This window comes from Vibrio sp. V10_P2A27P122 (genome assembly GCF_963874335.1).
In the GTDB taxonomy this organism is placed as follows: Bacteria; Pseudomonadota; Gammaproteobacteria; order Enterobacterales; family Vibrionaceae; genus Vibrio; species Vibrio anguillarum.
Genome location: NZ_CAWNHY010000046.1, coordinates 1 through 1996, shown reverse-complemented (window position 1 = coordinate 1996; position 1996 = coordinate 1). Strand labels below are relative to the sequence as shown.

The 1996-nt window shown below is 46.0% G+C and carries 3 protein-coding genes; all 3 read right to left on the bottom strand.

Annotation, left to right across the window (positions count from 1 at the left end; genetic code table 11):
• A partial coding sequence (locus AACQ17_RS02870) for an ATP-binding cassette domain-containing protein (protein WP_141201445.1) occupies positions 1-410 on the bottom strand: 410 nt, incomplete at its 3' end.
• Positions 411-432: 22 nt separating this feature from the next.
• A complete protein-coding gene (gene oppC, locus AACQ17_RS02865) occupies positions 433-1335 on the bottom strand; it encodes an oligopeptide ABC transporter permease OppC (RefSeq protein WP_026028150.1) in 903 nt (300 codons plus the stop codon).
• Positions 1336-1350: 15 nt separating this feature from the next.
• Positions 1351-1996, bottom strand: a 646-nt coding sequence (locus tag AACQ17_RS02860; protein ID WP_094167670.1) for an ABC transporter permease subunit, incomplete at its 5' end; no start/stop codon positions are given.

Sequence of the window (1996 nt, the reverse complement as noted above, 5' to 3'; positions counted from 1 at the left end):
ACCGCCTCTAGCATACGTACCGACTCTTCAAACGCAGCCGACTTGCTCATTCCTTTGTGCAGCATCAGTACTTCCATCAACTGCTCGCTGACCTTCATATAAGGATTCAGTGACGTCATTGGATCTTGGAAGATCATCGCAATTTGTTCAGCGCGCACTTTGTTCAAAGCTTTTTCTGGCAAATTGAGGATCTCTTTCCCTTCAAATTTTGCGCTACCCGTGATAATACCGTTTTTGGCAAGTAGACCCATAATAGCGAACACGGTTTGCGATTTACCAGAGCCAGACTCCCCTACGATACCGAGGGTTTCGCCTTGCTCCAGTGAAAAAGTTAAATCGTTGACAGCGGTAACAATACCATCTTGAGTGGTAAATTCGACCCGCAGATCTTTGACATCTAATAAGCTCATTATTGCTTCCTTAATCTTTTAATTATCGGTCTTTAGGATCAAGCGCATCGCGCAGACCATCACCGACATAGTTAAAGCAAAACAGGGTGACCACCATGAACGCGGCTGGGAAAGCAAGTTGCCAAATAGCGACTTCCATTGTTTGTGAACCTTCTTGTAGAAGTGCTCCCCAGCTTGTCATCGGCTCTTGAACACCAAGACCAAGGAAAGATAAAAATGACTCTGTCAAAATCATACTTGGGATCAACAGCGTCGAATAGACCGCTACAATACCCAACACGTTTGGCACAATATGACGTGTAATAATTTTCCAGTTGCTGACGCCACACACATGTGCCGCTTCAATAAACTCTTTGCTGCGTAGGCTCAAGGTTTGGCCACGCACAATTCGCGCCATATCAAGCCATGCAATTGCACCGATAGCGACGAAGATAAGTACGATATTGCGGCCAAAGAACGTGACCAACACAATAACAAGGAACATGAAAGGAACAGCGTATAAAATCTCCAAAATACGCATCATAATGCGGTCTACTTTACCGCCAATGAAGCCCGACGCCGCACCATAAAGTGTGCCGATCAGAACAGCAACCAACGCGCCCATTACGCCAACCATCAGCGAAATTCGCCCACCCACTAAGGTACGCACATACAAATCACGCCCAAGGCTATCGGTGCCGAACCAATGATCCGCATTGGGCCCAACGTGCATTGAATACCAGTCCGTATTGTCATAGGTATACGGGGCCATCATCGGTAGTACGATCACCGCAAGGGTCATCATCGTCAAAATACACAAACTGACCATTGCCGCTCTGTTACGCATAAAGCGAATTCGCGCATCTTGCCATAAGCTGCGGCCAGCTATTTCTAAGTTTTCAGAAAACTTCTCAACCGCGGCTAGGTTTTCTCTTTTCGTTAACATAACCATACGTCCCTGTTAGTAGCGAATTTTCGGGTCAATGACCGCAAGCAAAATATCAACAATGGCGTTGAAAAGAATAAATAGGAAACCAATTAAAATGGTTACACCCATCACCAATGAGTAATCGCGGTTAAATGCAGCGTTAACAAACAGCTTACCGATACCCGGTAGACCGAAAATCGTTTCAATCACCACAGACCCCGTAATAATACCGACAAACGCAGGCCCCATGTACGACACAACAGGCAGTAAAGCTGGCTTCAAAGCATGGTTAACAACGATATAGGGATAACTCAACCCTTTCGCGCGTGCCGTGCGAATAAAGTTACTGTTGAGTGTTTCTATCATTGAGCCACGGGTGATACGGGCAAAGGTGGCAATATAGAGCATCGACATACCCAGCACTGGCAGTACTAAATATTGGAAACTTCCATCTAACCAACCACCAGCCGGGAATATTTTCCAATGCAAGGAGAAGAGATAAATTAAAGCTGGGGCGAGAACAAACGACGGCATCACCACGCCAATCATTGCCGTCGACATGATGGTGTAGTCAATCCAAGTGTTGTGTTTTAGTGCGGCAATCGTACCAATGGAAACACCCGCGATAACGGTAAAAATAAAAGCGATAAAGCCGACTTTTGCCGAGACAGGCAAGGCA